At 64.3% G+C, this 24,775-nt stretch carries 18 protein-coding genes, 2 tRNA genes and 2 rRNA genes; 9 read left to right on the forward strand and 13 right to left on the reverse strand.

Translation table 11 applies throughout. The features are described 5' to 3' along the window. Positions 1-70: 70 nt before the first annotated feature. The 6 genes from ACSQ3Y_RS20395 to ACSQ3Y_RS20420 all read right to left on the reverse strand — a co-directional run bounded on the left by ACSQ3Y_RS20395 (position 71) and on the right by ACSQ3Y_RS20420 (position 8,973). Positions 71-2,949 (reverse strand): 23S ribosomal RNA (locus tag ACSQ3Y_RS20395). Positions 2,950-3,330: 381 nt separating this feature from the next. Then, positions 3,331-3,406 (reverse strand) — tRNA-Ala (locus ACSQ3Y_RS20400). Positions 3,407-3,458: 52 nt separating this feature from the next. Further along, positions 3,459-3,535: transfer RNA gene (locus ACSQ3Y_RS20405), tRNA-Ile, on the reverse strand. A gap of 52 nt (positions 3,536-3,587) precedes the next feature. Continuing rightward, positions 3,588-5,120 (reverse strand): 16S ribosomal RNA (locus tag ACSQ3Y_RS20410). Together the 16S and 23S rRNA genes with 2 tRNA genes alongside form the textbook arrangement of a ribosomal RNA operon. 635 nt (positions 5,121-5,755) lie before the next feature. Beyond that, positions 5,756-7,114, reverse strand: coding sequence for a sigma-54-dependent transcriptional regulator (locus tag ACSQ3Y_RS20415; protein ID WP_436178660.1), 1,359 nt, complete (start codon positions 7,112-7,114; stop codon positions 5,756-5,758). After that, the gene (locus ACSQ3Y_RS20420) at positions 7,111-8,973 is read right to left on the reverse strand and encodes a sensor histidine kinase (protein ID WP_436178661.1); all 1,863 of its coding nucleotides are present in this window, start codon (positions 8,971-8,973) and stop codon (positions 7,111-7,113) included. The genes ACSQ3Y_RS20415 and ACSQ3Y_RS20420 overlap by 4 nt, the downstream gene beginning before the upstream one ends. Positions 8,974-9,322: 349 nt before the next feature. Between ACSQ3Y_RS20420 and ACSQ3Y_RS20425 the strand changes: the two genes are divergently transcribed. Then, positions 9,323-10,312 carry a tripartite tricarboxylate transporter substrate binding protein BugE gene (locus tag ACSQ3Y_RS20425; protein ID WP_436178662.1) on the forward strand — a complete coding sequence of 330 codons (990 nt, stop codon included), beginning with the start codon at positions 9,323-9,325 and terminating at the stop codon, positions 10,310-10,312. Positions 10,313-10,410: 98 nt separating this feature from the next. Here the strand turns inward: ACSQ3Y_RS20425 and ACSQ3Y_RS20430 are convergent, their stop codons facing one another. From ACSQ3Y_RS20430 to ACSQ3Y_RS20440, 3 genes are read right to left on the reverse strand one after another with little or no spacing between them, the layout of a single operon-like run. Continuing rightward, complete coding sequence (locus ACSQ3Y_RS20430; RefSeq protein ID WP_057206754.1) at positions 10,411-10,740, reverse strand: DUF3325 domain-containing protein; 330 nt, start codon at positions 10,738-10,740, stop codon at positions 10,411-10,413. Beyond that, on the reverse strand, positions 10,733-12,403 hold the full coding sequence (locus ACSQ3Y_RS20435; protein ID WP_436178663.1) for a PepSY-associated TM helix domain-containing protein: 1,671 nt from the start codon (positions 12,401-12,403) through the stop codon (positions 10,733-10,735). The genes ACSQ3Y_RS20430 and ACSQ3Y_RS20435 overlap by 8 nt, the downstream gene beginning before the upstream one ends. Positions 12,404-12,458: 55 nt before the next feature. Further along, positions 12,459-12,755, reverse strand: a complete 297-nt coding sequence (locus tag ACSQ3Y_RS20440) for a hypothetical protein (protein ID WP_057268916.1) — start codon at positions 12,753-12,755, stop codon at positions 12,459-12,461. 311 nt (positions 12,756-13,066) lie between these two features. On the opposite strand from ACSQ3Y_RS20440, the gene ACSQ3Y_RS20445 reads away from it, so the two are divergent. The 4 genes from ACSQ3Y_RS20445 to ACSQ3Y_RS20460 all read left to right on the forward strand — a co-directional run bounded on the left by ACSQ3Y_RS20445 (position 13,067) and on the right by ACSQ3Y_RS20460 (position 15,863). After that, positions 13,067-14,443: a diguanylate cyclase domain-containing protein gene (locus tag ACSQ3Y_RS20445; RefSeq protein WP_436178664.1), complete on the forward strand. Its 1,377-nt coding sequence runs from the start codon at positions 13,067-13,069 to the stop codon at positions 14,441-14,443. A gap of 24 nt (positions 14,444-14,467) precedes the next feature. Continuing rightward, positions 14,468-14,749, forward strand: coding sequence for a hypothetical protein (locus ACSQ3Y_RS20450; RefSeq protein WP_436178665.1), 282 nt, complete (start codon positions 14,468-14,470; stop codon positions 14,747-14,749). 16 nt (positions 14,750-14,765) lie between these two features. Beyond that, a complete protein-coding gene (locus ACSQ3Y_RS20455; RefSeq protein WP_436178666.1) occupies positions 14,766-15,293 on the forward strand; it encodes a GrpB family protein in 528 nt (175 codons plus the stop codon). Positions 15,294-15,392: 99 nt separating this feature from the next. After that, entirely contained in the window at positions 15,393-15,863 is a 471-nt protein-coding gene (locus tag ACSQ3Y_RS20460) for a CopD family protein (RefSeq protein WP_322592129.1), read from the forward strand. A gap of 4 nt (positions 15,864-15,867) precedes the next feature. Here ACSQ3Y_RS20460 and ACSQ3Y_RS20465 read toward each other — a convergent pair whose 3' ends face one another. Continuing rightward, positions 15,868-17,142: an arsenic transporter gene (locus ACSQ3Y_RS20465; RefSeq protein ID WP_436178667.1), complete on the reverse strand. Its 1,275-nt coding sequence runs from the start codon at positions 17,140-17,142 to the stop codon at positions 15,868-15,870. A 196-nt stretch (positions 17,143-17,338) separates the two neighbouring features. On the opposite strand from ACSQ3Y_RS20465, the gene ACSQ3Y_RS20470 reads away from it, so the two are divergent. Then, on the forward strand, positions 17,339-19,177 hold the full coding sequence (locus ACSQ3Y_RS20470; RefSeq protein WP_436178668.1) for an ABC transporter ATP-binding protein: 1,839 nt from the start codon (positions 17,339-17,341) through the stop codon (positions 19,175-19,177). Between the two features lie 249 nt (positions 19,178-19,426). Next, positions 19,427-19,753: an EthD family reductase gene (locus ACSQ3Y_RS20475; protein WP_436178669.1), complete on the forward strand. Its 327-nt coding sequence runs from the start codon at positions 19,427-19,429 to the stop codon at positions 19,751-19,753. Between the two features lie 2 nt (positions 19,754-19,755). Here ACSQ3Y_RS20475 and ACSQ3Y_RS20480 read toward each other — a convergent pair whose 3' ends face one another. After that, the gene (locus ACSQ3Y_RS20480; protein WP_436178670.1) at positions 19,756-21,048 is read right to left on the reverse strand and encodes a c-type cytochrome; all 1,293 of its coding nucleotides are present in this window, start codon (positions 21,046-21,048) and stop codon (positions 19,756-19,758) included. Between the two features lie 10 nt (positions 21,049-21,058). Then, entirely contained in the window at positions 21,059-21,823 is a 765-nt protein-coding gene (locus tag ACSQ3Y_RS20485) for a c-type cytochrome (RefSeq protein WP_057206771.1), read from the reverse strand. A gap of 132 nt (positions 21,824-21,955) precedes the next feature. Between ACSQ3Y_RS20485 and ACSQ3Y_RS20490 the strand changes: the two genes are divergently transcribed. After that, positions 21,956-23,389 carry a PLP-dependent aminotransferase family protein gene (locus ACSQ3Y_RS20490; RefSeq protein WP_436178671.1) on the forward strand — a complete coding sequence of 478 codons (1,434 nt, stop codon included), beginning with the start codon at positions 21,956-21,958 and terminating at the stop codon, positions 23,387-23,389. A 238-nt stretch (positions 23,390-23,627) separates the two neighbouring features. Beyond that, positions 23,628-23,978, forward strand: coding sequence for a hypothetical protein (locus ACSQ3Y_RS20495; RefSeq protein WP_057268908.1), 351 nt, complete (start codon positions 23,628-23,630; stop codon positions 23,976-23,978). 41 nt (positions 23,979-24,019) lie between these two features. Here ACSQ3Y_RS20495 and ACSQ3Y_RS20500 read toward each other — a convergent pair whose 3' ends face one another. After that, a complete protein-coding gene (locus tag ACSQ3Y_RS20500) occupies positions 24,020-24,754 on the reverse strand; it encodes a prepilin-type N-terminal cleavage/methylation domain-containing protein (protein WP_436178672.1) in 735 nt (244 codons plus the stop codon). Positions 24,755-24,775 lie beyond the last annotated feature (21 nt).

The following is a 24,775-nucleotide window of genomic DNA, read 5'->3' on the forward strand; positions in this document are numbered from 1 at the left end:
TCAACTTGGCATAACAATCTTCGAAGCTTGCACACGTCCATGAAGGAGCGTACACGGCTATCAAAGTTATAGGGTCAAGCCTCACGAGCAATTAGTATCAGTTAGCTTAACGCATTACTGCGCTTCCACACCTGACCTATCAACGTCCTGGTCTTGAACGACTCTTCAGGGGGCTCAAGGCCCCGGCAGATCTCATCTTGAAACGAGTTTCCCGCTTAGATGCTTTCAGCGGTTATCTCTTCCACACTTAGCTACTCGGCAATGCCACTGGCGTGACAACCGATACACCAGAGGTGTGTCCACTCCGGTCCTCTCGTACTAGGAGCAGGCTTCCTCAAATCTGCAGCGCCCACGGAAGATAGGGACCAAACTGTCTCACGACGTTTTAAACCCAGCTCACGTACCTCTTTAAATGGCGAACAGCCATACCCTTGGGACCGGCTACAGCCCCAGGATGAGATGAGCCGACATCGAGGTGCCAAACACCGCCGTCGATATGAACTCTTGGGCGGTATCAGCCTGTTATCCCCAGAGTACCTTTTATCCGTTGAGCGATGGCCCTTCCATACAGAACCACCGGATCACTATGTCCTGCTTTCGCATCTGCTCGACTTGTCAGTCTCGCAGTTAAGCACGCTTATGCCATTGCACTATCGTCACGATGTCCGACCGTAACTAGCGTACCTTCGAACTCCTCCGTTACGCTTTGGGAGGAGACCGCCCCAGTCAAACTGCCTACCATGCACTGTCCCCGATCCAGATAATGGACCTAGGTTAGAACCTCAAACACACCAGGGTGGTATTTCAACGTTGGCTCCATGACATCTAGCGACATCACTTCAAAGCCTCCCACCTATCCTACACAGATCTGTTCAAAGTCCAATACAAAGCTACAGTAAAGGTTCATGGGGTCTTTCCGTCTTTCCGCGGGGAGATTGCATCATCACAAACATTTCAACTTCGCTGAGTCTCAGGAGGAGACAGTGTGGCCATCGTTACGCCATTCGTGCAGGTCGGAACTTACCCGACAAGGAATTTCGCTACCTTAGGACCGTTATAGTTACGGCCGCCGTTTACTGGGACTTCAATCAAGAGCTTGCACCCCATCATTTAATCTTCCAGCACCGGGCAGGCGTCACACCCTATACGTCCACTTTCGTGTTTGCAGAGTGCTGTGTTTTTATTAAACAGTCGCAGCCACCGATTTTTTGCAACCCCGTTGGGCTCCCTCTGTTCGAGTTCACCTACTTGGGGCATACCTTCTCCCGAAGTTACGGTATCAATTTGCCGAGTTCCTTCTCCTGAGTTCTCTCAAGCGCCTTAGAATACTCATCTCGCGCACCAGTGTCGGTTTGCGGTACGGTCGTGTGTAGCTGAAGCTTAGTGGCTTTTCCTGGAAGCAGGGTATCACTCACTTCGTCTGCAAGCAGACTCGTTATCACCCCTCATCTAAGCCCGGCGGATTTGCCTACCAGGCACGACTACAGGCTTGAACCAACATATCCAACAGTTGGCTGAGCTAACCTTCTCCGTCCCCACATCGCACTACACATCGGTACAGGAATATTGACCTGTTTCCCATCAGCTACGCATCTCTGCCTCGCCTTAGGGGCCGACTCACTCTACGCCGATGAACGTTGCGTAGAAAACCTTGCGCTTACGGCGAGGGGGCTTTTCACCCCCTTTAACGCTACTCATGTCAGCATTCGCACTTCTGATACCTCCAGCATCCGTTACCAGACACCTTCACAGGCCTACAGAACGCTCTCCTACCACGTGCAATAAATTGCACATCCGCAGCTTCGGTAACTGGCTTAGCCCCGTTACATCTTCCGCGCAGGACGACTCGATCAGTGAGCTATTACGCTTTCTTTAAATGATGGCTGCTTCTAAGCCAACATCCTGACTGTTTTAGCCTTCCCACTTCGTTTCCCACTTAGCCAATTTTAGGGACCTTAGCTGGCGGTCTGGGTTGTTTCCCTCTTGAGTCCGGACGTTAGCACCCGGTGCTCTGTCTCCCAAGCTGTACTCGTCGGTATTCGGAGTTTGCATAGGTTTGGTAAGTCGCCATGACCCCCTAGCCTAAACAGTGCTCTACCCCCGACGGTAATACTTGAGGCACTACCTAAATAGTTTTCGGAGAGAACCAGCTATTTCCAAGTTTGTTTAGCCTTTCACCCCTATCCACAGCTCATCCGCTAGTTTTGCAACACTAGTCGGTTCGGACCTCCAGTACCTGTTACGGCACCTTCATCCTGGCCATGGATAGATCACTTGGTTTCGGGTCTACACCCAGCGACTGATTCGCCCTATTCGGACTCGATTTCTCTACGGCTTCCCTATTCGGTTAACCTTGCCACTGAATGTAAGTCGCTGACCCATTATACAAAAGGTACGCAGTCACCCTTGCGGGCTCCTACTTTTTGTAAGCATGCGGTTTCAGGATCTATTTCACTCCCCTCCCGGGGTTCTTTTCGCCTTTCCCTCACGGTACTGGTTCACTATCGGTCGATTACGAGTATTTAGCCTTGGAGGATGGTCCCCCCATATTCAGACAGGATTTCTCGTGTCCCGCCCTACTTGTCTCTACCTTAGTACCACACGTCTGTTTTCGCATACAGGGCTATCACCTGCTATGGCCGGACTTTCCATTCCGTTTTGCTAACAGTCGTGCTATCAATAGAAGGCTCTTCCGATTTCGCTCGCCACTACTTTCGGAATCTCGGTTGATGTCTTTTCCTCGAGCTACTGAGATGTTTCAGTTCACCCGGTTCGCCTCGCATGACTATGTATTCATCATGCGATACCTCTTGCGAGGTGGGTTTCCCCATTCAGAAATCTCCGGATCAAAGCTTATTTGCCAGCTCCCCGAAGCTTATCGCAGGCTATCACGTCTTTCGTCGCCTGTAATCGCCAAGGCATCCACCACATGCTCTTAGTCACTTGACCCTATAACTTTGACATCTCTTTCAAGATATCGCCGTAATCTTCAAGGACTTGCCAGGTCTTTCACCTGGCGCGTTATGCCGTAAACAACTTCAGATCCTTAGATCTGTCATCGTATTACTTAAGAATTTCAAACTAGGTTTGAATATTCGTTTTGACGCAATCAAAAATTATCGTTGCTAGCGGCACGGTCTGCACTAAACCTTTACGAATGTGCAGTTTCCGCTAGCAACTCTGATTCGACTCTATGAATTTTTAAAGAACAGCCGATTGATCAATCGATATTGATCAACAACAAAACAGCCTCGCATCATTTCTGATTCAAAGCCGCTTTGGTGTTGAGTAATCTCTTACTAACTTGTTGTTGTTTTTGTCTGTCGTCGTTGGTGGAGGATGACGGGATCGAACCGACGACCCCCTGCTTGCAAAGCAGGTGCTCTCCCAGCTGAGCTAATCCCCCATTCCATGCATTTCCCCACAGCTCTCGCCGCAGTTCTCTGTCCATCGGAATTTGGTGGGTCTAGTTGGGCTCGAACCAACGACCCCTGCGTTATCAACACAGTGCTCTAACCAGCTGAGCTACAGACCCTTTTCCAACAACCGATAAGTGTGGGCGTTCAATTTTGAATGCGGTTTTCCAGAAAGGAGGTGATCCAGCCGCACCTTCCGATACGGCTACCTTGTTACGACTTCACCCCAGTCACGAACCCTGCCGTGGTAATCGCCCTCCTTGCGGTTAGGCTAACTACTTCTGGCAGAACCCGCTCCCATGGTGTGACGGGCGGTGTGTACAAGACCCGGGAACGTATTCACCGTGACATTCTGATCCACGATTACTAGCGATTCCGACTTCACGCAGTCGAGTTGCAGACTGCGATCCGGACTACGAATGGCTTTATGGGATTGGCTCCCCCTCGCGGGTTGGCGACCCTTTGTACCATCCATTGTATGACGTGTGTAGCCCCACCTATAAGGGCCATGAGGACTTGACGTCATCCCCACCTTCCTCCGGTTTGTCACCGGCAGTCTCATTAGAGTGCCCAACTGAATGTAGCAACTAATGACAAGGGTTGCGCTCGTTGCGGGACTTAACCCAACATCTCACGACACGAGCTGACGACAGCCATGCAGCACCTGTGTTACGGTTCTCTTTCGAGCACTCCTCTATCTCTAAAGGATTCCGTACATGTCAAAGGTGGGTAAGGTTTTTCGCGTTGCATCGAATTAAACCACATCATCCACCGCTTGTGCGGGTCCCCGTCAATTCCTTTGAGTTTCAACCTTGCGGCCGTACTCCCCAGGCGGTCAACTTCACGCGTTAGCTTCGTTACTGAGTCAGTGAAGACCCAACAACCAGTTGACATCGTTTAGGGCGTGGACTACCAGGGTATCTAATCCTGTTTGCTCCCCACGCTTTCGTGCATGAGCGTCAGTACAGGTCCAGGGGATTGCCTTCGCCATCGGTGTTCCTCCGCATATCTACGCATTTCACTGCTACACGCGGAATTCCATCCCCCTCTACCGTACTCTAGCTATGCAGTCACAAATGCAGTTCCCAGGTTGAGCCCGGGGATTTCACATCTGTCTTACATAACCGCCTGCGCACGCTTTACGCCCAGTAATTCCGATTAACGCTTGCACCCTACGTATTACCGCGGCTGCTGGCACGTAGTTAGCCGGTGCTTATTCTTACGGTACCGTCATGGACCCCCTGTATTAGAAGGAGTCTTTTCGTTCCGTACAAAAGCAGTTTACAACCCGAAGGCCTTCATCCTGCACGCGGCATGGCTGGATCAGGCTTTCGCCCATTGTCCAAAATTCCCCACTGCTGCCTCCCGTAGGAGTCTGGGCCGTGTCTCAGTCCCAGTGTGGCTGGTCGTCCTCTCAGACCAGCTACAGATCGTCGGCTTGGTAAGCTTTTATCCCACCAACTACCTAATCTGCCATCGGCCGCTCCGTCCGCGCAAGGCCTTGCGGTCCCCTGCTTTCATCCGTAGATCGTATGCGGTATTAGCAAAGCTTTCGCTCCGTTATCCCCCACGATCGGGCACGTTCCGATGTATTACTCACCCGTTCGCCACTCGTCAGCATCCGAAGACCTGTTACCGTTCGACTTGCATGTGTAAGGCATGCCGCCAGCGTTCAATCTGAGCCAGGATCAAACTCTACAGTTCGATCTTGATTTTTTTCGCTCTTTCGAGCAACTCATAAAAAAGAATTGAAGTGAACTTCACTTCTATCTCATGAGCGTTTGTAGTGCTAAGCACTAGTTCCAAAGAACTTGGCACTCGCCATCAAACGCCCACGCTTATCGGCTGTATATTTTTAAGGATCCTTGTAGAAATCAGGCCAGAACCGTAGTTCTTTTCTTTATTTCTACCGACTTAGCTGCGATCAGCTGAGCCTTGAATTATAGCACGGTTTTTAAGTTCCGTCAAACTTTTTGGAAGTTTTTGAAGCCGCTTGGCGTCTTCATCTACCCCAGCACTTCGAAGCTCTCACCACCTTTCGGCGACCAGCTCTTTTCAGCGCAGCCTTTGATTGTATACCGAGTTTTTGCTCGCTTTTCTCAAAGGACCCAACTTTTTGCAAAGTCTGCTTCGGTCTACCCAAACCGCTGAAAGCACTGCCTGGGCAGCACCTTCAACCGACCAACTTCTGTGAACAGAGGTCTTGGTAGCGAAGCCCTCGACTATAGCACTACTTTTGAGGGGCGGTAGGGAAACCCCGAGGAATTTGCTTTTGCCTGCACTGAAAGCCGCGCCAGGACCGCAGGTACTGGGGGCGAATCCTTCCTCTCTATATAGAGCTACGACCCCGCCCCAGGGCGGGCCGCGAAATCCCCCGGTATGAGCCCATGGCGCTGCAGCTTGTCGTACACCGTCTTGCGCGGCATCTGCAGCATCTCGGCAGCTCGGGCCACGTTGCCCTGGGTCAGGCGCAGGGTGTCGCGCAGCAGCTTGCGCTCGAAGGCGTCCACGCGGGCGGCCAGCGAGGGGGCTGACGCATCGCCCTCCCCCAGCGGCTCCATGGGCAGGCCCAGGCACAGGCGTTCAGCGGCATTGCGCAGTTCGCGCACGTTGCCGGGCCAATCGTGGGCCAGCCAGGCGGCCAGTTCGCGGTCGGTCCATGCGGGCGCGGGCCGGCCATGGCGTGCGGCGGCCTGGGCGATGAAGTGGGCCATGAGCACGGGGATGTCCTGCGGGCGCTCGCGCAGCGGCGGTATGGCGATGCTGGCCACGTGCAGGCGGTAGTACAGGTCGGCGCGGAACTGGCCCTCTACGGCCAGCGCCTTGAGGTCGACCTTGGACGCGGCCACCACGCGGCAGGTGATGGGCACGCTCAGGTTGCTGCCCAGGCGCTCGATTTCGCGCTCCTGCAACACGCGCAACAGGCGCATCTGCAGGGCCTGCGGCATGGACTCGATCTCGTCGAGCAGCAGCGTGCCCTGGTTGGCATGCTCGATCTTGCCGATGCGCCGGCGCGTGGCGCCGGTGAAGGCCCCGGGCTCGTGGCCGAAGAGCTCGCTCTCGATGATGCTCTCGGGCAGCGCGCCGCAGTTGATGGCCACGAAGGGCCCGCTGCGCCCGCTGGCCGCATGCAGCGCGCGGGCCACCACCTCCTTGCCGGCGCCGGTCTCGCCGTGCAGCAGCACGTCCACGCTGAGCGGCGCCAGGGCGGTTACCAGGCGGCGCACCTCGGCCATGCCGGGCGATGGGCCGACCAGCGTGGCCAAGGCATCGCGCGGGTTGCGTTCGCGCAGCACGCGCAGTTCCTCGGCCAGGGCGCGGCGCTCCAGCGCGCGCTGCACGGTGGCCACCAGGTGCTCGGACGAAAACGGCTTTTCGATGAAGTCGTAGGCGCCGTCGCGCATCGCGTCCACGGCCAGGGCTACGTCGCCATGGCCGGTGACCAACACCACGGGCAGGTCTGCGTCCAGCGCGCGCAGGGTGCGCAACAGGTCCATGCCGCTCATGCCCGGCATCTGGATGTCGGTGACGACCACGGCCGGCCGGTCCTGGCCGAAGGCGTCGAGCGCGCCCTGGGCGTTGGCGAAGGCGCGCACCTCGATGTCGGCCAGTGACAGCGCTTGTGCGTAGGCGCGGCGCACCATGGCGTCGTCCTCGACGAGGTAGACGGTCGGTGGGTCTGCCGCAGAAAGGTTCATGGAAGGTCCTGTGTGGCGGGGTGGGCGGCCTTGCCTTGCGCTGCAATGCCAGCAGCCCGGGGCAGGCGGACGGTGAACTCGGCACCTCCCTCCGGCAGGTTACACGCCGCAAGCGTGCCCCCCATGCCTTCGACGATGATGCGCGAAACAGCCAGCCCCAGGCCCAGGCCCTCGCCCGCCTTGGTGGTGTAGAAAGGCTCGAACAGATGGGTCTGCACCTCGGGGTTCATGCCGAGCCCGGTATCGGCCACGCGCAGCAGCACGCTTGCGTCGGCCTGCACCTCCACGGCAAAGCGCACCTCGCGCACGGCCTGGTGCTGCACGGCGTCGAGTCCGTTGCGCAGCAGGTTCACCAGCACCTGCTCCAGCCGCGTGGCATCGGCCAGCACGCACAGCGCCTCGTCGAAGTCAGCCACGGCGATCTGTGCATCCACCGCCTGGCAGCGCGGGGCCAGCAGCAGCAGGGCATGGTCCAGCGCCTCGCGCACGCTGCAGGGGCTGAGGGCCGGCGGCTCCTTGCGCACAAAGCTCTTGAGCTGGCGCACGATGCGGCCCATGCGCCCGGCCAGTTGGCTGATGAGGCGCAGGTTCTCGGCCACGTCGTCCCCGCGCTGGCGCTGGTGCAGGGCGATGGCGTTGTCCGAAAGGGTCTGCAGGGCGGCCAAGGGCTGGTTCAGTTCATGGCTCATGCCGGCGGCCATCTGGCCGAGCACGGCCAGCTTGCCGGCCTGCACCGCCGTGTCGCGGGTGCCGCGCACGATCTGCTCGGCCTGCTGCAGGTCGCGCACGCGGTCTTCCAGCGCGGCATTGGCGGCGGTGATCTCGCGGGTGCGCTGGGCGATCTGCACCTCCAGCATGCCGTGCGCCTCGCGCAGGCGCAGGGCACTGGCGGCCCGCTCGGCTCGGCCCAGCCGGTCGAGCCGGCGCAGCAGCGCCAGGCCCAGCACCAGCGCTGCGCACAGGCCGCCGGCCAAGCCCGCGACCAGCGCCTCCTGCCGGGCCGGGCGCTGGTCGGCCAGCAGCAGCATCTGCCAGCCCAGCGGGCCTACGCTGCGCGCCGCCACGCTGAAGTCGCGCTGCTGGCCCGCCTGCTGCAGGCGCAGGGTGTCACCATCGGCAGGGCGGAATCCATCCGCATGCAAGGGCGTCAGCGGATGGTTGCCGTACTGCTGCACGCCCTGCAGGCGACCGCGCACATCGGCCGGGAGCGGGGCCAGCGTGCGGTAGCGCCAGGCGGGCTCGGTGCTGACGAACACCACGCCCTCCCCGTCCGCCAACAGCACAGTGTCGCCGCCATCGGCGAGCGCCGCCTCGAAGGCGTCGAGCGAGATCTTGACCGCCACCACGCCGGGCGCGGGCGCCTCGGGCGGCAGGGCGGACGCCATGAAGTAACCCGCCTTGCCCGTGGTCACGCCCACACCGAAGAAGCGCCCGGTGCGGCCCTGCATGGCGGCCTCGAAATAGGGGCGAAAGCGGTAGTTCTGGCCGACGAAGCTGCTGGGCAGGTTCCAGTTGCTGGCGGCCAGGGTGAGGCCCTCGGTGTTCATCACATAGGCCGTGTCCACGTCGGCCAGCGCCACGGCCGATGCCAGGTAGGCGTTGGCGGCCTGCAGGTTCTGCGGATCGGGCCGCTGCAGGGCCAGGTTGGTGCGGCTGTTGAGCGCCAGCAGCGCGGGCAGCGCCTCGTTGCGCTGCAGCAGCGACTCTAGGCTTTGGGCCGCAAAGGCCAGCCGCTGGCTGGCGGCGCGCTGCTGCCCAGACAGCTGGGCGTCGAGCGACCAGCGGTAGGCCAGCGCACCCACGAACACGCAGGCCAACAGCGCCAGGCCGGAAGTCAACAGCGAACGGGTGGGTTTCAAACGGATCGGCAACAGAAGGTCAACGGCACTGCCATTGCGCGGCAGCCTTGCCCGCATTGTGCGGCGCTCCCCGCACCCTGCAGGCAAGGCGATACCCGGTTGACAAGGGGCGCTGTCTGGAAATCCGCACAAACCGGGGGTTTTCGTGTGGAAATCCGCCGGTTTTTACGGACCAGCGCATGGATTTCCATGCCGGCCCCCGTGGGCCAAACCCAATGGCGGCGCGGCCTGGCGGCCCGCCAGGCGCCGCACGGCAGCGCCTGGCACACAAGCTGCAAAAAGCCCAGGGCGGGCATTGCGGCCAACGCAGCCCGGCCTTTTCGCACCACAACCTGTCCGGAGACAACACATGACATCGACACAACCTTTTTCCAAGCTCTGCAGCGCCGTGGCCATTGCCGCTGGCCTGCTCGTCGGCGCAGCCCCCGCGCTGGCACAGGACTACCCGAACAAGCCCGTGCGGCTGATCGTGCCTTTTGCCCCCGGCGGCACCACCGACATCGTGGCCCGCGTGGTCAGCCAGTCACTGGGCACGGCCCTGGGCCAGCCCGTAGTGGTAGACAACAAGGCCGGTGCCGGCGGCGTGGTGGGCGCGACGGAAATCGCGCGCTCCCCAGCCGACGGCTACACCCTGGGCGTGGCGACCGTGTCCACCGTGGCCTCGGCCCCGGCCATCAACCCGGCGGCCAAGTACAACCCGCTCACGGACTTCACCTCCATCGTCAACATGGCGGCCACACCCAATGTGCTGGCCGTGCACCCGAGCTTTGCGGGAAAGGACTTCAAGGGCTTCATGGCCGAGGTGAAGGCCCACCCCGGCAAGTATTCATTCGCCAGCTCGGGCACGGGCGGCATTGGCCACCTGCAGATGGAACTGTTCAAGTCACTGACCGGCCTGGACCTGGAGCACATCGGCTACAAGGGCGCAGGCCCGGCGCTGAACGACGCGGTATCGGGCCAGGTGCCGATGATCTTCGACAACCTGCCCTCCGCCCTGCCCTTCATCAAGGACAAGCGCCTGATCGCGATTGCCGTGGCCGCCCCGCAGCGCCTGGCCTCGCTGCCCGATGTGCCGACGTTCAAGGAAGTGGGCTTCGAGCCCGTGAACCGCATGGCCTTCTACGGCATCCACGGCCCCAAGGGCCTGCCACCGGCCGTGGTGGAGCGCATCTCGCAGGCCGTGAAGAAGACGTTGGAAGACCCGGCGGTAAAGAAGCGCATTGAGGACACCGGCTCGCTGGTGGTGGGCAACACCCCGCAGGAATTCGCAGCACAGACCAAGGCCGAGTTCGAGCTGTACAAGGGCGTGGTAGCCAAGCAGAAACTCAAGCTGGAGTGATCGAACGGCCGGCAGGGTAGCCCACGGCCCTGCCTGTTCGCCAGCCTTTTGGGGGTGAACCCACCCACGCCGTCCAGGCGCAGGGTGGGTCTGTCATCTCAGTGGGGCGCGGTCGCCGGCACCCAGGCCACCAACGGCGCCAGCAGGCGCGGCTTCCAGGCCAGGGTGAAGGCAATGGTGAGCGCCGAGCCGGCCAGCACCATGAACCAGACCAGCGAGGCCATGGAGCCATGGTCCACCGACAGGCACACCGCCAGCGAGGCGGCCACCACCGCAGCCCCCAGCCAGCGCAGCAGCACCACGGAGCCACGCGCAGGCGGCACCGGGCCTCGCACTTGCTCCCAATGCACGTCCATCGACAGGGCCAGCCAGGCCAGACCGGTCAGGTTGGCCACGAGGGCCACGGCATAGAGCAGCGAGTCAGGCATTGGCCACCTCTGGCGAGCGAGCCGCCTTGGCCTGTACGGATGCGCCCAGCGCGCGGCGCCGGAGCCGGCGGGCAGCGACCACGGCCAGTGCTGCGGCGGCCAGCAGCGCCAGGTCCACCCCGGCCACGGGCCAGTAGCCGTTGCCGATGGTGCGCAGCAGGTGGTCGCCCGTGGTCACCCAGTTGAGCAGCACGGCCGCCACCGCCAGTGCGGCTGCGGCCCAGCATTGCTCGGCCCAGGCCGGCGACATGCGCCCCTCGCCCATGGGTGCGGTGCGCCAGATGGCGTGCGCGCAGGCCAGCACCCATGCACCCCAGAAGAGGCACTGCTCCACATTGCCGCGCGCCGGCAGGTCGGTGGGCAGCAATCGGTTGCCGATCAGCATGGAGAAGGTGGCGATGAGCATGCCGGTGACGGTGGTGACGGCGAAGGCGTCCACCCAGCGCGCGCCGCTCACGGCCTGCTTGGCATGCTGGCGCTTGCGCTTTTCCACAAAGAAGAGGAAACCCGTGGCAATGCACACGCAGCCCGACAGGCCGCCCAGCACATACAGCCAGCGCAGCAGCCAATGGCGAAAGTGCTGCAGGTGCAGGCCGGTGAGGAAGTTGTTGATGCCGGCCACCACCGTCACAGGCGGGTCCTCGCGGATCAGCTCGCCGGTGGAGCCCTTGAAGTGGATACCCTCGCCCGTGAGCGTCACGCGGTCGGTGCCGGCGCGGTAGACGCTGACATAGGCATTGGCATCGCCCACGTGCTGCACGGCCAGAAAGCCCACGTCGCCAGCCATGCCCTTGGCGGCCCAGCGGCGCTGGGCCTCGGCCACCATGGCGTCCACCGACGCCAGCGTGGCAGGCACGCCGGCCTTTTCGTGCGGCAGGCCGGTTTCCTGGGCCTCGTGCTTTTCATGCAGTTCGTGCAGAGGTTCAAGCTGGGTGTGCGTGACAGGGAAGTAGATGCCCCCGAAGATCACCAGCCCCGACAGCGCGAATATGAAGTGGAACGGCAACGCCACCACGCCCGTCAGGTTGTGCAGATCGAGCGCGCTGCGCTGGGTGTGCTTTTTCGGGCGGAAGGTGAACAGCTCGCGGAAGATCTTGCGGTGCATGACCACGCCGCTGACCAGCGCCACCATCATCGCCAGGGCGGCAAAGCCCACGATCCAGTAGCCCAGGTTCTTCCACTCCAGGTGCAGGCTGTAGTGCAGCGGGTAGAAGAACTGGCTGCCGATCTTGAGGTGGTCGTCGGGCAGCGCCGCGCCCGTGCGCGGGTCGATGGTGCGCGTGCCGAAGACGCTGTCGTCCTTGTTCTTGGCATGGGGCAGCTCATGGCCCGAGAACAGGCCCAGCACTGGGTCGCGGTGGGTGGTGTAGGCGCCCCAGCGCTGCACGGGGAAGGTCTCGGCCATGGGGCCGTCGACGCGGCTGCGCGCCTGCTCGATGGCCTCGGGCGTGGGCTTCATGTCCTTGAAGACCGGCAGCAGGATCCTGTCGAACGAGGGCATGGGCTGCGGCTCGAAACGCGACTGGGGAATCGCCCAGCGGTCGATCTCGCGGTCGAACACCGAGAGCGAGCCGAAGAAGAACACCACCATGAGCACGAAGCCCAGCACCAGGCCGAACCAGGTGTGCAGCCAGGCCATGGACAGCCGGAAATTTGGGAACATCGAACAATCTCCTGGTGCGGGATCTCTCTGGTGGGAGCCGCACCGCAAAAAAGGATCAGAGCAGGGCTTTCTGGACCAGGGACGCAGCCCCGGCCATCAGGGCGCCGCCACCGGCCAGCACCAGCCAGACACGCACCAGGCTGGCAGCGCAAAAGGCCCAGAGAAAAGCCACCAGCAGCACGATGAAGCCCAGGATGTAGCCCAGTGCCTCGGCATCGTGGAACGGCATCCCCGCCGCGAACAGCAGGCCGATGCCGAGGGCAATGAAGCCCCAGGTGAACGCATAGCTGCCCACCGTGCCTGCGGCAATGCGCGCGACGATGTGCAGGCGGGAAGCGGTGATGGTGGCCATTGGCTCAAGGGAAGTGATAATGCGAGTGATTCGCGATTATGCAATACGCCTGCGGGTAACCCCTGGGGCCGTGGGGAGTAGCACGCACCGACACCAGACCCATTCAGGATCGGCGTTGGCAACAAAAGGGACGCGCAGAAGACACCATCGTGCAGATTGCAAAATGCCGTTCTTCGACTTGCTGTTCAAGCGTTTTCAGCTATCAATAAAAGAGCAATCGATAAACAACTTGTCACATATGTCTTTGCACCGCTGCACAATGGCCGCAAAGTGCTCCTTTGCACGCATTGACCCCAATGGCAGCCCTGCCCATGCAAAGCATTTCTTCCCTGAACGTTGTCGATCTCTTGCTCGACGCGGTGTGTATCGTCGATGCGGATAGCCGCATCCTTTTCGTGAGTCCGGCGTTCGAGCGCATCTTTGGCTACCGCCCCGAGGAAGCCGTGGGCCTGCGCATGCTGGACCTGGTGCACCCCGAAGACCGGGGCACCACTGCGGACCAGGCCCGGTCCATCATGCAGGGGCAACTGCAGCTGCACTTCGAGAACCGCTACGTGCGCAAGGATGGCCGCATCGCGCACATCCGCTGGACGGCGCGCTGGATCGAGGAGCGACAGGTGCGCCTGGCCGTGGCCCACGACATCACCGAGCGCAAAAACATCGAGGTGATGCACGCAGCCATCTATGCCATCTCGGAGGCGGCCCACACCGCCAAGGACCTGATTGCGCTGTTCGAACACATCCACCAGGTCATCGGGCAGCTGCTGGCGGCCGTGAACTTTTCGGTGGTGCTCTACGACGCAGCCCAGGACGTGCTGAGCTACCCCTACCACGTCAACGAGCGCCACCCCGCCCCCGGCACCCTGGCGCTGGCGGACGACACCCTGTGTGCCGAGGTCATTCGCAGCGGGCAGTCTCTGCTGCTAACGCCCGGCACCCGCGCCGCCCTGCCCGCACACCTGCGGTTGCCCGACGGTGAGGACGCGCCGCTTTATTGGCTGGGCGTACCTCTGCACACGCACCACGGTGCCATTGGAGCCCTGGTGGTGCAGGGCTATACCGAGCACGCAGCCTACACCGAGAAGGACAAGGAGCTGCTGCAATTCGTCTCCACCCAGGTCGCCGCCGCGATAGAACGCAAGCAGATGCACGAGCGCCTGGCGCACATGGCGCAGTACGACCAGCTCACGCACCTGCCCAATCGCCAGCTGTTCCTGGACCGGCTCAAGACCGCCCTGGCCCGCGCGCGGCGCGACCAGAGCCTGCTGTCGCTGATGTTCATCGACCTGGACCGCTTCAAGGAGGTGAACGACACCCTGGGCCACGCCATGGGCGACCTGCTGCTGCAGCGCGTGGCCCAGCGCCTGCTCGAATGCGTGCGCGGCTCGGACACCGTGGCGCGCATCGGCGGCGACGAGTTCGTGGTGCTGCTCGAAGGCGGCCATGCGCGTGAGCACGCCCATGCCATGGCCGAGAAGATCCTGGCAGCCTTCGGCCCCCCTTTCGACCTGGAAGGCCGCCCTGTGCACACGCAGCCCAGCATTGGCGTGGCCATCTACCCCGACCATGGCCGCGAGGAGCACCACCTGCTGGTGCATGCGGACGAGGCGATGTATGTCTCCAAGAAGAACGGCGGCAACCAGGTGCATACGGCACCGCCTCCGCACTCGCCCCCAGCCATCGCCTGATACGGCTGGGCCAAAATGCGGGGTATGCAGCGCCAACCTCGACAACCCGGCCACGATGGCGCGCCCCGGCAGCCTCGCCACGGGCTGCTATTGCGTGGGCTGATCACCCTGGCCTGGGTGCTGCCCGCAGGGCCGCTGCTCACGCTGCTGCTGTTTCCCTGCTGGTCGTGGGTGGAGGCGGCGACCGGCTGGGAATCCATGGGCCACTCGGGCCCCGCAGGCTGGTGCTATGGGGCGGTGTGGTGCGCACTGCTGGCCCTGGCCCTGCTGGGGCCCAGGATAGCCCGGCGGCTCCTGCGCGGCTGACGCCTTTGACTGCCCCATGAACACCTCTGCAGCATCAAGCACAGACGACGCACCGATCGAGGTTGTGGACTACAACCCCGCCTGGCCCGCCCTGTTCGACGCCGAGCGCCGCCTGCTCCAAGAGGCGCTGGCGCCCTGGCTGGCCGGGCCGGTGGAGCACATCGGCAGCACCGCCGTGCCGGGCCTGCCCGCCAAGCCCATCATCGACATCATGGCGCCGGTGCGCTCGCTGGCGGAGTCGGCCGACGCCATTGCCGCAGCCAGCGCGCTCGACTACCTGTACTACCCCTACAAGCCGGAGCAACTGCACTGGTTCTGCAAACCCAGCCCCGTGCACCGCACCCATCACCTGCACCTGGTGCCGCTTCACAGCGCCCTGTGGCAGCAGCGCCTGGCGTTCCGCGATGCCTTGCGGGGCAGTTCCACGCTGACCGCACGCTATGCGGCGCTCAAACGCCAGCTGGCAGTACAGTACCGGCATGACCGCGAGGGCTACACGGAGGCCAAGGGGCCGTTCATCGCGCAGGTACTGGCGAGGATGTAATCCCCTTGGCATGCACGGCCTCCGGGCAGGCCGGCGCCGGTGCCCGCACAATCGGGCCACTACAACCACTACCAGGGCCCCACGCCCTGCCCGCCCGCCATGCTCTACGCCGCGCTCAAGTTCGTCCACGTCCTGTCCCTCATCGTCTGGATCGGAGGCATGGTCTTCGCCCACTTCTTCCTGCGCCCCGCCACCCTATCGCTGGAGCCGCCGCAGCGCGTGAAGCTGATGCACGATGTTCTGCAGCGCTTTTTCGCCGCCGTGTCGGTGGCCGTGGTGCTGGTGCTGGGCTCGGGCCTATGGATGATCGGCAATGTCGCGCGCATGGCCGCGCAGACGGGCGGGCGCTTTGCCATGCCGCTGTCGTGGACCATCATGGCCACCATCGGCCTGGTGATGATGGCGATCTATGGCCACATCCGCTTTGCGCTGTTCAAGCGGCTCAAGGTCGCCGTGGCGGCTGCGGACTGGCCAGCGGGCGGCAAGGCGCTGGCGTCCATCCGCACCCTGGTGGGGGTGAACCTGGCGCTGGGCGTGATCACGGTGGCCGTGGTGTTCCTGCTGACCTGACCGATCAAGGCACCAGCAGGTGCATCGAGTGCGCCGCTTGAAGTACCAGCAACGCTGACAGCAAGGCGGGCGGCATCACCACCAGCCCGAGCCTGAGGAACTGCCAGGCCCCCACGTGCAGGCCCTCGCGCCGCAGCGCGGCCAGCCAAAGGATGGTGGCCAGCGAGCCCGTGACCGAGAGGTTCGGCCCCAGGTCGATGCCGATCAGCGCGGCCGCCCGCACGGTGCTTGATGCGGATGCCGCGTCGAGCGAGGCCCCGGCCAGCAGGCCTGCGGGCAGGTTGTTGACCAGGTTGGTCGCCACGCCCAGCAGGGCGCCGAGCAGCGTGCCCGCGCCCTGCGGCCAGGCTGCGGCGGCGTTGCGCAGTGCGCCCGCCATGAGGCCCACCACGCCCGTCAACTCCAGCGCCTGTACGAAGATGAACAGCCCCGCCACCAGGGGCAGCACATCCCACGAGACGGAGCGCAACGCCTGCCAGGGCGCACGTCCGCATACAAAGGCCAGCAACGCCAGCGTGCCCAGGGCAGCACCCAGCGTGGGCCAGCCCAGCGGGATGCGCAGCCATGCGCAGGCCACCAGCACCAGCACCGAGACCGCCAGGCCCCCTGCCGCCACGCGGCCGCCCAGGCCCAAGGGGTGCTCGGGCACTGTGGTAGCGATGGTTTCGGGGATGGTGCTGCGCAGCACCCAGCGCAGCGCCACGTAGGTCACGGCGATGGACGCCAGCGAAGGCAGCGCGAACAGCGCCAGCCAGTGCGCCAGCGAGGGCATGCCGCTGCCCCAGACCACCAGGTTGGCCGGGTTGGAGATGGGCAGCACGAAGCTCGCCGCATTGGCGATGAAGGCGCAGATGAACAGGTAGGGCAAGGGCGAGGCCCCCACCGCACGCGCCACGGCGAACACGGCCGGGGTGAGCACCACGGCCGTGGCGTCGTTGGACAGGAACACCGTGACCAGCGTGCCCACTGCATACACCCACACGAAAAGGCGCCGGCCCGAGCCTTTGGCCTGCCTCGCCGCCAGGGTGGCCAGCCAGTCGAACACGCCCTCGCGCCGGGCGAGTTCGGACAGCAGCATCATGCCGGCCAGGAACAGGTAGACGTCATGCCCGCGCAGCACGCCCGCCCAGGCCTGCGCGGGGGTGAGCAGGCCGCAGGCCAGCAGCAGCGCCGCGCCGGCCACTGCCCAAACCGCCTCGGGCAGGCGCCAGGGCCGTACGATGACCGCTGCGGTGGCCACGCCGATGATGGCCCAGGTCCAGGGCGCGAGCGCCGTCATGTGGCCAGGCCCCCCAGGGGCTCGGGAAGATCGATGGACGCAAGGTACGCGGGACGGGTGTGCATGGGGGCGGATTCTATGCAGTGCCCGCCCATCGCGCCCCGCCCCAATGCCCCTGCCGGTGCGCCGGGTCACAAGGGCACTTACCATGTGGTCAAAAGAGCGTGCCCCTGGCACGCGCCAAGGAGCCCTCCCATTGTTCGGATTTTTTGAGAAACGCGTAGCCCCCTACCCTATCGAGGAACCCCACCTGCCACCCAAGGACTTCATGGCCTTCGTGTGGGACGGCACGCGCGGCCTGCGCGGACACGTGGTGGCCATGGCGGCCCTGTCGGCAGCGATTGCGGTCTACGAAGCGCTGCTGTTCGCCGTGCTCGGCCATGTGGTGGACTGGCTCTCCAGCGTATCGCCCGCGGCCCTGTGGGCCGAGCGCCGCACGGAGCTGATCGGCATCACCGTGCTGCTGCTCGGTTCGGTGGCCCTGGTGGCGCTGCAGACCAGTGTGAAGCACCAGGTGCTGGCCATCAACTTCCCGCTGCGCCTGCGCTGGAATTTTCACCGGCTGATGCTGGGCCAGAGCATGGCCTTCTATGCCGACGAGTTCGCGGGCCGCATCACCACCAAGATCATGCAGACCGCGCTGGCGGTGCGCGACATGATCTTCACCACCACCGACGTGGTGATCGGCATGGGTGTGTACCTGGTGACCATCCTGGCGCTGCTGGCGGGGTTCGACGTGCGCCTGCTGGCGCCCTTCGTACTCTGGATGGTGGCCTACGGCCTGGCCTGCTGGTACTTCGTGCCGCGCCTGGGCAAGGTGGGCAAGGCGCAGGCCGATGCGCGCTCGGCCATGACGGGGCGCATCACCGACGCCTACACCAACATCGCCACGGTGAAGCTGTTCTCGCACACGCGGCGCGAATCGGAGTTCGCGCGCGCCGCGATGGACGCTTTCAAGCTCACCGGCTATGCCCAGATGCGCCTGGTGAGCCAGTTCGAGATCGTCAACCACATCCTGGTGGTGGGCATGATCCTGGGCGCCTGCGGCACGGCCCTGTGGCTGTGGTCGCTGGGCCAGGTGGGCGCCGGCGCCGTGGCCGCCGTGACGGCGATGACCTTGCGCGTATCGGGCCACGCCCACTGGGTGATGTGGGAGATGACCACGCTGTTCGAGAGCGTGGGCACCATCCAGGACGGCATCAACACCCTGACGCGCCCGCGTGCCGTGGTGGACGCGCCCGATGCCAAGCCGCTGCAGGTGACGCAGGGCGAAGTGAAGTTCGAGGATGCGACCTTTGCCTATGGCAACAATGGCCGCCCAGTGATCGACCAACTGAACCTGACCATCCGCCCCGGCGAGAAGATCGGGCTGATCGGCCGCTCCGGCGCCGGCAAGTCCACCTTGGTGAACCTGCTGCTGCGTTTTCACGACGTGCGCTCGGGCCGGGTGCTGATCGACGGGCAGGACATCGCCCACGTGACGCAGGACAGCCTGCGCCGCTCCATCGGCATGGTCACGCAGGACACCTCACTGCTGCACCGCTCCATGCGCGACAACATCCTCTACGGCCGCCCCGATGCGAACGAGGAGGACCTGCAGGCCGCTGCCCAGCGCGCCGAGGCCTCTGAATTCATCGCCACGCTGAGTGACCTGCAGGGCCGCACCGGCTACGAGGCACATGTGGGCGAGCGCGGCGTGAAGCTCTCGGGCGGGCAGCGCCAGCGCGTAGCGATTGCGCGTGTGATGCTCAAGGACGCGCCCATCCTGCTGCTCGACGAGGCCACCAGCGCGCTGGACTCCGAGGTGGAGGCGGCGATCCAGCAGAGCCTGGACGGGCTGATGCAGGGCAAGACGGTGATCGCCATTGCCCACCGCCTGTCCACCATCGCCGCCATGGATCGGCTGATCGTGCTGGATGCCGGGCGCATCATCGAAGAGGGCACGCATGCGCAGCTGCTGGCGCAGGGCGGCGTGTATGCGCGGCTGTGGGGGCACCAGAGCGGCGGCTTCCTTGGTGAAACCGACGAGGACTGAAGCGGCGCGATTTGACACACAGGCGACAACGGCAGCCGCCCGTGTCACTCAGGCGGCTGCTGGCAACCACAGTGCGCCCTAACGTGCAGGCTTCGGAGGCCATTCAGCCTCCCATCCAGAGCGGCTCACAAAACTCAGCGAAGCGGTTCTGGCCAGGCGCTGTGTCGTAGGCAGTACGGGCAGTACGACAAGACGCAGCAACGACGCCAGAAGAGTTTTGTGAGTCGCTCCAACGAAGAGAGAACCTACATGATCAAGATCACGGCCCTGTACCGCTGGCACGAGGGTGCCCGCTTCGACCACGACTACTACCACGGCGAGCACATGCGCATTGCGCGCGAGGCCCTGGGCCCGCTGGGCCTGGTGCGGCTGGAGAGCGACCGCGTGATGTACCCCGGCCCGCCACGCCCTGGCCAAGTGGTGGCGCTGACCAATGCCTTCTTCGAGACGGTGGAGCAGGCCCAGGCGGCGGCACAGAAGACCGCACCGGTGCTCACGGCCGATGTGCCCAACTACACCAACATCAAGCCCGAGTCGTACATGGCGCTGATGAAGGCGCACCCCTTGGGCGCCTGAGCCTACATGCCGCGCCGTTCCTTGGCGCGGTAGACCTCGATGGTGCCCACCGCCGCAGCCTGGTTGCCCCAGCTGTTGCGCACGAAGGTGGCGACAGCGGCCACGTCCTCATCCGTCAGCACATGGCGAAACGGCGGCATGCCGTGCGGGCGCGGGTTGCCGGCCGTGGCCGGCAAGTAGCCGCCCTGCAGCACCACGCGCACCAGGTTGGTGGTGTCGGCCAGCACCACGGCGCGGTTGCCGGCCAGCGCGGGGAAGGCGCCGGGCCCGCCCTGCCCCTGGCCCTGGTCGCCATGGCACTGGGCGCACTGCTGCTCGTAGACCTTGGCGCCGCGCGCCATGGCCGATGCGCCGGGTGGCGCAGCGGGTGGTGGCGACACGGTGTGCTGCGGCAGGTCCTGCAGATACACCGCCATGGCGCGCGCATCGGCATCGGTCAGGTACTGGGTGCTGCGGAACACCACCTCGGCCATGGGGCCCATCACCGAGCCGTGGGGTGCCACGCCGGTCTTGAGCAGGGCCACCACGTCCTGTACCGGCCACTCCTTCACGCCGGCTTCGGCTGCGGCATTGAGCGCGGGGGCATACCAGTTCTGCACCGGGATCAGTCCGCCGTTGAAGGCCATGGCGTCGCTGGTAGCGCCCAAGGCGTTGCGCGGCGTGTGGCAGGCCGTGCAGTGGCCCAGGCCATTGACCAGGTAGGCGCCGCGGTTGTACTCGGCCGTCTGCGTGGGTGCGACCACCGCCAAGCCCGGTGCGAAGAACAGCGCCCGCCACACGGCCAGCGCAGCCTGTGTGTTGTACGGAAAGCCCAGCGCATGCGGCCGGTTGGCCTGGTCCACGGCGGGCCTGCTCTGCAGATAGGCGTAGATGGCGTCCGAATCCTCGCGCGTGACCTGGGTGTAGTTGGGGTACGGGAACGCCGGGTACAGCAGCCGCCCATCGCGCGAGCGGCCATGGTGCATGGCGCGCCAGAACTCGGCAGACGACCACTGGCCGATGCCGCTGGCCTTGTCGGGCGTGAGGTTGGAGCTGTGCACCACGCCAAAGGGTGTCTCGATACCGCGCCCGCCCGCGAACGCCGCCCCGCCCTGCATGGTGTGGCAGGCCATGCAGTTGCCCACGCGCGCCAGGTATTCGCCGCGCGCCACCCGTTCGGGGGTGGAGGCAAAGGCTTCGGGGGTGGATGGCAACGGTTCTTCGCCGCGCAGGTTCAGGGTGATCACGGTGGCTGCGGCAATGCCCAGCGCAGCCAGGGTGAAGGAGATGGAACGGAGGATGGTGCGTGTTCTCATGGCATCCCCCTCAGCGTGCGGCCACGGGCACGCCGTCCACCCCGCCGCAGCGCGCAGGCATGGGCTGGCCCAGGCGGGCCGCTGGCTTGCCACCGCCGGGCACGGGCTGGGCGGCCAGCCAGGCAGATACGGCGCTCACGTCCTCGGACGTGAGCTGGCGCGCGATATCGGCCATGCAGTCGGGCGCATGGGCGCGGCGCTGGCCGGTCTTCCAGGCGCCGAGCTGGCTGTTAAGGTAGTCGCGCGGCAGGCCCAGCAGGCCGGGGATGAAGGGGTTCACCCCCGTCATGGCCTGGCCGTGGCACTGCACGCAGGCCGGAATGCCGCGCGCCGCATCGCCTTGCAGCACCAGCAGGCGGCCTTTTTCCAGCACAGCGGGTGGTGCCTGGGGTGCGGGCGGTGGGGCATAGGGCACGTCGAGCGCAGCGAAGTGGGCTGCCATCTCGCGCAGGTAGTCATCGGTCAGGTGCTCGATCAGGCTGGTCATCTGCGGGTAGCTGCGCCGCCCCTCGCGGAAGTTGAGAAGCTGGTTGGCTAGGTAACCGGCCGGCTTGCCCGCGATGCGCGGGAAGTAGCCCTCTGGCGTGGCGCGGCCCTCCTTGCCATGGCAGGTGACGCAGGCCAGTACGCGCGACGCCATGCCGCTGGACACGGTGGTGGCCGCCACAGGCGCGGGCGGGGTGGCAGGTTGCGCAGCCGCCAGGCCGCAGCCCAGGGTGGCAGCCATCCACAGCGGGACAACGGGGCGCAGCACACTGCGCAAACGATCAATCATGGGGCGAAGTTTGTTTTGAAGGTACACGGTAGGCCAGTACACGCAAGCGACTCTACGCCCCCTTTAAAAAACAGTACAGATTCAGTTTCTGGTTAAAAATACAGATCAGTTTGTACTAGAACAATACTTCCCTTGAAACGCTACGAACGCCACGCCGATGCCATCGCCCAGCTCATCCACAGCGGTGCGCTGCGCCCGGGCGACCGCGTGCCTTCGGTGCGCGAGGCCAGCCGCACCCGGGGCATCAGCCCCTCCACGGTGTTCGAGGCCTACTACCTGCTGGAGGCCCAGGGCCTGATCCATGCGCGCCCGCGCTCGGGCTACTACGTCAGCACGCACCTGCCGGCCACCGCCGGACAGCAGCCCCCGGCCGAGCCCCTGCCCTCGCAGCCGGCGGTCGGATCGACCGGCGTGGCCATCAGCGACCTGGTGTTCGAGGTGCTGGGCTCGGCGCGCGACCGCGACCTGGTGCCACTGGGCTCGGCCTTCCCGGGGCTGGAGCTGTTCCCGGTCGAGCGGCTGGCGCGCTGCCTGTCGAGCGGCATGCGCAAGCTCGACCCCTGGAGCATCGTGCAGAGCCTGCCGCCGGGCGACGAGCGCCTGCGCCAGCAGATCGCGCTGCGCTACGGCCTGCACGGCACGGCGGTGGACACGGGCGAGCTCATCATCACCAACGGCGCCATGGAGGCGCTTAATCTGTGCCTGGAGGCGGTGACCCGGCCGGGCGACATCGTGGTGGTCGAATCGCCCACCTTCTACGCCGCACTGCAGGCGCTGGAGCGGCTGAACCTGAAAGCCGTGGAGGTGGCGACCCACCCGCGCGAGGGCATCGACCTGGCTGCGCTGGCCGAGGCCCTGGCGCGCCACCCGGTCAAGGCCTGCTGGCTGATGCCGAGCTTTCAAAACCCGCTGGGCAGCCTGATGCCCGAAGAAAAGAAGCGCGCCCTGGTGGCTCTGCTCGCGCGCCACCAGGTGCCGCTGATCGAGGACGACGTGTATGGCGAGTTGCACTTTGCCCCCGAGCGCCCGCCCCCGGCCAAGGCCTTCGACACCGAGGGGCTGGTGATGCACTGCAGCTCGTTCAGCAAGTGCCTGGCCCCCGGCTACCGCGTGGGCTGGGTGGCTGCGGGCCGCTTTGCCAACGCCGTGCAGCGCCTCAAACTCATGACCACGCTGGCGGCGGCCACACCGTCGCAGCAGGCGCTGTCCGAGTACCTGGCCCAGGGCGGGTACGACCGGCACCTGCGCCAGTTGCGGCGCAGCCTGGCCCGCCAGCAGGAGCGCGCGCTGGCCGGCATTGCGCGGCATTTTCCGGCCGGCACGCGGGTTTCGCGGCCCGAGGGTGGGTACTTTCTGTGGGTGGAGCTGCCAGCGTCGGTCAACGCCCTCACCCTGCACCGCCAGGCTCTGGCCCATGGCATCAGCCTGGCACCGGGGCAGATCTTCTCAGCCGACCAGCGCTTTGCCCACTGCGTGCGCATCAACTACGGCCACCCGGCGCAGGAGCGCTTCGAGGAGGCGCTGGCCACCGTGGGGCGGCTGGCGCGGGAGTTGGCGCTGGGCTGAAACCGGTGCCCGGCACGCGGGGGAGCGCAACATCCTGGTGCAATACCACGCCCTCGCCTCCCATCCTGGGGAAACCTGCCGGGCCAGTCCTTGCATTTTGCTGACAAACTCGGTGCAGCGTTGGATACACCCAACTTCGGGTTCGCCCCTCTTCTGGCATGGCTATTGCACGGCATACTGACCGCCGCCCGGCTTGCTGGCCCCACCAGGGCCGGCCGAGCAATCAACACCGCCCACCATGCCACCACCCCAGCGTGTCCCGATCCTGACCGTGGAAGACGAAGACGACTGGATCGTCTCGTTTGCGTTCGGCCCCCAGGGGGCAGACCGCCTGACGCTCAAGCGCACACCCCGGCTGGAATTCATGCTGCGCCCCGAACAGCGCGGCGTGTTCGTGGGCGCCGGCATGGGCACCCGCCCTGCCCCCCTGGTCGCCGTGCAATGGGGCAGCAAGAGCGTGGACGTGGTTTCCACCGAGCGCCGCTACAGCCTCGACATCAGCAAGGTGGACGGCAACCTGCTCGCCGCTGCGCTGCAGGTGCTGGGGAAGATGAACTTTGACCAGAGGTTTCAGCTGGCGGGGGTGTGAGGCCCTCTCGGGCCTGCGTCAGCAGGCACGGGAAGTAGCCCTTAGCGGGTCATTTTGAAGAATGCATTCACGACAGCCACTTGGGATTCGTCCAGCGTTGTCACAGCCACCGTGCCAAAGGCCATGCGGTCGTCGATGGGCCAAATCTGACCAGGGTTGTTCGCGGTAACGTCAGCCGCCAGCGCGGCAGCACGCAGGCTGCCGAAACGGGCATCACTGCGGCCATCGATCTGCTGGTCCAATGCTCCGGCCAGCGAATAGGTCACGTTGCGGATTTCCATCAGGTTGCGCGGCATCGCCACATAGGTGCCGACCGCAGCGGCCGGCTCCGACCAGTTCAGGCTGCTGAAGCAGACCTGCACCTCCTGCGGGTTGCCGTTGCTATCCAGGTACACGTAACGGTCCTGCTGACCTTCGGTGCGCCCGGTAGGGACACGGATGCCTGCGGCCAGAAAGGCGTTGATCATGTCGGCACCACACAGGGGCGTTCCGGCAGGCGTCACCGCACCATTGACCCGGCCAGTGGGCGCCAGCGCATTGTCGCCTGGCGGGCGCCCCACGCCGTTGAAATACGCCTCGTAGGCCAGTTGCCAGCCCTGGATGAAGTCCGTGGACAGGCGTTGGTTGGCCGCAGAGCGCTGCAGATCGCGCCCCACGGCCACGGCGCCGATCAAAAGGCCGATCACGACCAGAACGACGCTCAGCTCCAAAAGCGAGAAACCACGCTGGCGGCGCACACGGGTGCGGCAACTGGATGCAGTGTGAAGTGAGGTCATGGTAGGTGACTCGGTAAGCGT

Source organism: Acidovorax sp. LjRoot66 (genome assembly GCF_964253305.1).
Taxonomy (GTDB): Bacteria; Pseudomonadota; Gammaproteobacteria; order Burkholderiales; family Burkholderiaceae_C; genus Acidovorax.